7 protein-coding genes and 1 pseudogene are annotated in these 6,286 nt (G+C 34.1%); all 8 read right to left on the bottom strand.

Going from position 1 to position 6,286, the window contains the following annotated elements:
* Positions 1-28 precede the first annotated feature (28 nt).
* A complete protein-coding gene (locus tag ARSQ2_RS13840; protein ID WP_255487681.1) occupies positions 29-157 on the bottom strand; it encodes a hypothetical protein in 129 nt (42 codons plus the stop codon).
* 19 nt (positions 158-176) lie between these two features.
* Positions 177-473 (bottom strand): annotated as a pseudogene (locus ARSQ2_RS09640) (inosine/guanosine kinase); the annotation flags it as partial.
* 98 nt (positions 474-571) lie between these two features.
* Entirely contained in the window at positions 572-1,123 is a 552-nt protein-coding gene (locus ARSQ2_RS09635; RefSeq protein ID WP_181995172.1) for a hypothetical protein, read from the bottom strand.
* Positions 1,074-1,433 (bottom strand): hypothetical protein, encoded by a 360-nt coding sequence (locus tag ARSQ2_RS09630; RefSeq protein WP_181995171.1) that lies wholly within the window; start codon positions 1,431-1,433, stop codon positions 1,074-1,076. Before ARSQ2_RS09630 ends, ARSQ2_RS09635 begins: the two co-directional genes overlap by 50 nt.
* A 20-nt stretch (positions 1,434-1,453) precedes the next feature.
* Positions 1,454-1,699, bottom strand: a complete 246-nt coding sequence (locus tag ARSQ2_RS09625) for a hypothetical protein (RefSeq protein ID WP_181995170.1) — start codon at positions 1,697-1,699, stop codon at positions 1,454-1,456.
* A gap of 493 nt (positions 1,700-2,192) precedes the next feature.
* Positions 2,193-3,161, bottom strand: a complete 969-nt coding sequence (gene hemH / locus ARSQ2_RS09620; protein WP_181995169.1) for a ferrochelatase — start codon at positions 3,159-3,161, stop codon at positions 2,193-2,195.
* Positions 3,162-3,295: 134 nt separating this feature from the next.
* Complete coding sequence (gene adk, locus ARSQ2_RS09615) at positions 3,296-3,940, bottom strand: adenylate kinase (protein WP_181995168.1); 645 nt, start codon at positions 3,938-3,940, stop codon at positions 3,296-3,298.
* A 184-nt stretch (positions 3,941-4,124) separates the two neighbouring features.
* Complete coding sequence (htpG, locus tag ARSQ2_RS09610) at positions 4,125-5,999, bottom strand: molecular chaperone HtpG (RefSeq protein ID WP_181995167.1); 1,875 nt, start codon at positions 5,997-5,999, stop codon at positions 4,125-4,127.
* Positions 6,000-6,286 lie beyond the last annotated feature (287 nt).

The raw sequence follows: 6,286 nt of genomic DNA, 5'->3' as shown, positions 1-6,286 counted from the left end.
TTGTTCAACATCTTTTATCAACTCGGATTTATCGATTTTTCGCTGACGCGTAGTCGATCCTTTTGGCTCTATAGCTAAGCGTCTTAATTTTGATTACAAAAATATATGTTTTTCTCCAATATAAATCTAATGATATAGAGTAATTACTTGTAATCATTTTAAAGTCGCCCAGCTATATTCCCTATTGTGCCAGCAGCAAATTCATGACTAATAAGATTGCGCTCCGTTAACTCACGGATAAAGTTCTTCAGAAGTAGTCTCTTTAATAACGAGTGAGTGGCCCTGGCTGAGTTGATAACGCGCTCAATAAAATTATCATCAACTTTTGCTTCAATATCAACCAAAGTTTGATCTATACCAACTATATATGCATGATCACTGTCACTATTGATTAACTCTTGATTGGATAATAAGGGATCTCCAAGACTAACAGGAAAATAGTGCTTGGACTTACGTTGACCGGGTAATTTCATAATAGGTAGATTAGTAATAACAAAAAGGAGCAAGCCTAACATAACTAACATTATTGAGCAGCAGAAAAATTACCTGCAGCTTATATAAAATTATCTTATCAGACTTCTTGGTTGCGGCTATTTATCATATGACGTAATAAAACATAAACACAACCCAAAATTAAACCGGCTAGTCCAGCTAATATAACCATATACATTTGCTTGGGTGCCTGTTTAGCAAGCGGTAAAGTTGGCTTTTGTATATATTTCACCGGCTGGAACCAAATATTTTTATTCTTTAACGACTGTAATTGTTGGATATATTGTTGGCTATTTAAAAGTTCAAGATCTAATGGTAGCTGATCATTATTCTGTTCAATAATAGCTAACTTTTTAGCTAAAGCTTCAGAACCTAATGCAATAGGATAATCTAAATCATCTTGAATAAAGTTATGAGTAGTTGAAACCGGTTTTTTAACTCCAACAGATTGAGCTATTGTTAACGAATTCTTCAGCCGCTGAACCGCAACCCGATTAGCATTTTTTAAAGCCGTCAACTTAATAACATATTTACCTTTAGTATAAACAATTTGTTGAGCTATTTTTTTATTTAACTCGGCTTTAATTTCCTGCCGTATATTCGAGGCAACATAACGCAGATAACCAGACAATAAATTCTGGGCATCTTGAGCAGTTTCCGCAGAAAACTCTACGCTTGCTTGCTTCTATCGGCTGCGTAATATCATCTACATTGAAATTATTTGCATTTTTACTAAAAGTGACGTCACCAACAGTAATATTATTTATAATATCACGTAAAAGCTGTTGTTCTCTCTCTAAGGATTGTGACTCTGTTGATTTAACTAACTGCTGAAAATAGTCACTACTTTTCAGAAAATTTTCCTGTAACAACTGAGAGCGATAAGCATCAAGAAATTTTGCATAAACTTGCTTAGCACCGATATTTATTTCAACATCCATGACTAAGGAACTCATTCAGCTTAAACGTTTCTTGAGCGGTAAGTTGAACAATCATGGCTTTGCTTGCCCATTTTTGTGGTAAAAATAACGACCAACAAGAAGCGGCTGCGGACAATAAGGCAACAAAAAATCGCAATCAACAATTTAGATTGATAAAGAATAGAAAAAAGTTCAAATAAATCAATTTCATCATCTTGTTTCGTATCGGCAGAATAAAAAAAGGGGTCGAGTTCTGTAGTCGAATCTAATAATGGTTTATTTTTCATAGTTTATAGCTTCTAACAGTTATCTTGTTAATAAATAATTATAAATATTCATCTACTTACTTTTATATTACACAGGCTTGAATAACTAAATAATCAAATAATTATCATCGAACTAGATAAGTTTAGTCATTATATTCTATATTGCCAACCTTAATGAAACAAATAACTCATATTTATCAATAATGTTTTTATTTTTGCAATCACTATATTTCAACTAATTAGCATACTAAAATAATAAAATAAAATTTAACCAAATACTAATTATTCTTAAATATAAAAGTAAATAATAAAAAATTGCTTAAAACAGACTAAATTTCATAAAAATTATTTAATATTTTATACAAAAAATAATTGATATTACTGGATTCAATATAGATTTTTATAAGAATTAATTAAAATTAATCATTTAAAACAATTTGTTATAGCGATAAATTTAAATATGTAATAGCATTACAATAATTAAAATAACTTTTAGTTTTAGCTAGATTTCCATTTAAATAATAGCTAAATCTGTGATTAATTCAGCCATTAACATAATATGACTGTCAGAGGCATTAAGCGCAGGTATATAATGATATTTTTCGCCACCAGCAGCATAAAATAATTTTTTATTCTGCTCAGCAATCTCTTCTAGAGTTTCCAAACAGTCCACCGAAAAACCTGGGCACAACAGCTGAACATGTTTTATTCCATGGTTTGCCAACCTTTTTAAAGTAATATCTGTATATGGTGTAAGCCAAGGCTCACGGCCAAAACGTGACTGATAAGTCATGATGATTTTATCAGCAGGGAAATTAATTAATTCACTGAGTAAACGGGTTGTCAGTTCGCATTCCTGAGGATAAATATCACCTGTTTCTGCGTACCGTTTAGGAATACCATGATAAGAAAGCAATAATCTCTCTGGTTTACCATACCGTTCAAAACTTAATTCCACCGACTTTTTTAATGCATCAATATAAGAAGGGTGAGCAGCATAACTACGAATAAAGTTAAGACCGGGTATCGTTCGATATTTTTTTAACGCTCGGCTAATCGCATCAAAAACTGCCGCTGTGGTTGAACCAGAATATTGTGGATAAAGCGGTAACACAATAATATTTTCAACCTGCTGAATTAATAGTTTATCAATTGCTTCGGCAATAGCCGGCGAACCATAACTCATACCTAATTCCACAGGAATATTCGGCAGTTGTTTTGCCAGCGCAGCCTGCTGTTTCAAACTATAATTTAGAAATGGGGAATCAGCTTCGGTCCAAATTGACCGATATAATTTAGCTACTCTTGGCGAGCGTATTGGTAAAATAATCAAATGTAATAACGGCTTCCAAATTATCCTCGAAATATCAATAACTCTTACATCACTAAGAAATTCTGCCAAAAAACGTTTCACTGCTGTAGGCGTTGGTGCATCAGGCGTCCCTAAATTAACTAATAAAACACCATACTTCTTAATGCTCATGCCACTTGGCTCCATTTTATTTATCGCTAATTATTTATAACTTTATCATAACTTATTAAATATTTTTATCTCCACTAATTAGCCATAAATAAAAATAGGCAGCCAAATTGGATGCCTATTTTATCAACTAAAAACTAACCTAAAATGTTAGCCAGCTCTTCACTCACTTCAGTAACCTTACGGGTACCATCCAATTTAAAGTACTTAGTATGACCAGCAGCAGCTTCTTGACGATAATAAGCAATTAAAGGCTCAGTTAACTGATGATACTCCACTAATCGCTTGCGGACCGTTTCTTCTTGATCATCTTTGCGAATACTTAATTCTTCACCGGTAATATCATCTCTTTTTGCTATTTTCGGTGGGTTAAATTTAATATGATAAACACGCCCCGAAGGGGTATGAACTCGACGACCAACAATGCGTTCAACAATAATTTCATCGGGTACATTAAACTCCAACACATAATCCACCGCAATACCCGTATTTTTCATTGCGTCTGCTTGTGTGAGAGTGCGAGGAAATCCATCTAGTAAGAAACCGTTTCGGAAATTATCCTGGGCTATACGCTGTTTAACTAAAGCAATAACTAATTCATCAGCAACAAGCTTACCATTATCCATTAATTCTTTCGCTTGTAAACCCAACTCTGAACCCGCTTTTACGGCAGCACGTAGCATATCACCGCTAGAAATTTTTGGAATACCATACTTTTCCATGATGAATTGTGCCTGAGTCCCCTTACCTGCGCCTGGCGCGCCGAGCAAAATAATACGCATTGCGTAAACCCCTTCCTATTTCATTTTTATAATTTGAAAGAAAAGTTACTTTATCATTAGGCATACCTATAACTCCAGAAAACAGATAACCATTAAAAATCAAATTATTATCGTTAAAAAAGAAACCACGTCTTAAAATAACTAAAACGTGGTTTTATGAACAACTTAGTTAATTAAATAAATTTTAGCCCAAAAGTAACTTATTTATACGGCGAATAAATTGATTAGGATCTTCTAGGCTACCTTGTTCAACAAACAACGCCTGATCTAATAATACCTCTATCCACTCAGAAAATAAGCCATCATCAGTTAGCTCTGTCGCTTTTTTAACTAATCGATGTTCAGGATTAAGTTCAAAATTATATTTTACTTCGGGCGCTGATTGACCCACCGCAGCAAAAAGTTTTGCCATCTGAGTACTCATATTATTCGAATCGGTCGTCACGATTGCCGGCGTGTCTATTAAACGGTGTGTTAACTTCACTTCCTTCACCCGTTCGCCTAATAATTTTTTTACCCGCTCAACGAAAGGCTCCAGTTTTTTATCTGTCTCTTCTTGCTCTTTCTTATTTTCATCAGCCAGTTTTTCTAGTGACTCATCTGTCTTACTAACAGATTGAAAGGATTTTCCTTCAAACTCTGGCAAATAGTTCACCATCCACTCATCAATCCGATCAGATAATAATAAAACTTCAATCCCTTTTTTACGAAATAATTCTAAATGCGGGCTATTTTTCGCAGCGGCATAACTATCTGCAGTAATGTAATAGATCTTTTCCTGCCCTTCAATCATACGACTAACATAATCTTCTAAAGAAACATTCTGTAAATTACTCTCATTATGCGTTGATGCAAAGCGTAATAATTTAGTAATCGCTTCTTTATTAGTTGTATCTTCCGCAGGTCCCTCTTTAAGCACTAATCCAAATTCCTGCCAGAATTGTTGATACTGTTCAGCTTCACTTTTTGCTAATTTTTCCAACATTTGCAATGAGCGTTTGGTTAATGCACTGCGCAAACTACGGGTGATATCACTACCTTGTAAAATTTCGCGCGAAACATTTAATGGTAAGTCATTGGAGTCAACTAACCCACGGACAAAACGTAAGTAATTTGGGATAAATTGCTCTGCTTCATCCATAATAAAAACACGATGAACATAAAGCTTTAAACCATGTTTATTATCACGATTCCATAAATCAAAAGGCGCTTTAGTAGGTATATAAAGTAGGCTGGTATATTCTTGTTTACCCTCTACCCGATTATGACTCCATATTAAAGGATTTACATAATCATGGAAAACATGCTTATAAAACTCTTTATATTCTTCAGCCGTAATATCGTTTTTGTTACGTGTCCATAGGGCCTGGGCTTTATTAATTCTTTCCCAAATAACAGTATCATCTTCTTCGTTCTTAGCTTCAATTTCGACTGGCAGGGCAATATGATCTGAATATTTGCTGATCACTGAACGTAAACGCCAGTTATCTAAGAATTCCGTTTGATCTTCACGTAAATGTAAGGTAATTTCAGTCCCACGCTCTGCTTTTTCAATATCAGCAATGGTATATTCACCCTCACCCTGAGATTGCCAGAAAACCCCTTTATCGACGGCTACGCCCGCTGCCCGAGTACGCACTGTAACTTTATCTGCAACAATAAAAGCTGAATAGAAACCAACACCAAACTGACCGATTAATAGGCTATCTTTCGCTTGTTCGTTACCTAAAGACTGTAAAAAAGCCTTGGTACCAGATTTAGCAATCGTCCCTAAATTATCAATAACCTCTTCGCGCGTCATGCCAATGCCGTTATCACTAATTGTTAAAGTTTTTTTATCTTTATCAATAGCAATTCTAACTCTTAAATCACCGTCATTTTCATAAAGATCAGATTGTGATAGTGCTTTAAAACGTAATTTATCCGCTGCATCAGATGTGTTTGAAATCAGCTCGCGTAGAAAGATTTCTTTATTGGAATAAAGAGAATGGATCATCAATTGCAATAACTGTTTTACTTCTGATTGAAATCCAAGAGTTTCTTGTCCTTTCATACTCATTAAATAGCCTCAATTTTAGAATAATTTTATTAGGTTGAATGGTTATGAAACTCATATGGGGATATAACTTGAAAATTTCAAGTTCACCGTCGTGAAAAGCGTCCTTGATAGCCGATATGATTAACTTTTTCACAAAAAAATAAGCAGAGTCTTTAACCTCTGCATATGTTTATTTTATATTACGCTTATATAGCTAGGCGACTTTAAAATGATTACAAGTAATTACTCTATATCAGTAAATTTATATTGGAGAAAAACATATATTTTGTAATCAAAATTAAGACGCT

It is taken from the genome of Arsenophonus endosymbiont of Bemisia tabaci Q2, from assembly GCF_902713415.1.
Lineage (GTDB): Bacteria > Pseudomonadota > Gammaproteobacteria > Enterobacterales > Enterobacteriaceae > Arsenophonus.
Note: the sequence above shows the minus strand (reverse complement) of the source record. Positions and strands in the feature narration are given on the sequence as shown.

Coding starts and splice junctions, on each gene's coding strand:
- ARSQ2_RS13840 (WP_255487681.1), bottom strand. CDS start 157: ATGATTACAAGTAATTACTCTATATCATTAGATTTATATTGGAGAAAA.
- ARSQ2_RS09630 (WP_181995171.1), bottom strand. CDS start 1,433: ATGGATGTTGAAATAAATATCGGTGCTAAGCAAGTTTATGCAAAATTT.
- ARSQ2_RS09625 (WP_181995170.1), bottom strand. CDS start 1,699: ATGAAAAATAAACCATTATTAGATTCGACTACAGAACTCGACCCCTTT.
- hemH (WP_181995169.1), bottom strand. CDS start 3,161: ATGAGCATTAAGAAGTATGGTGTTTTATTAGTTAATTTAGGGACGCCT.
- adk (WP_181995168.1), bottom strand. CDS start 3,940: ATGCGTATTATTTTGCTCGGCGCGCCAGGCGCAGGTAAGGGGACTCAG.
- htpG (WP_181995167.1), bottom strand. CDS start 5,999: ATGAGTATGAAAGGACAAGAAACTCTTGGATTTCAATCAGAAGTAAAA.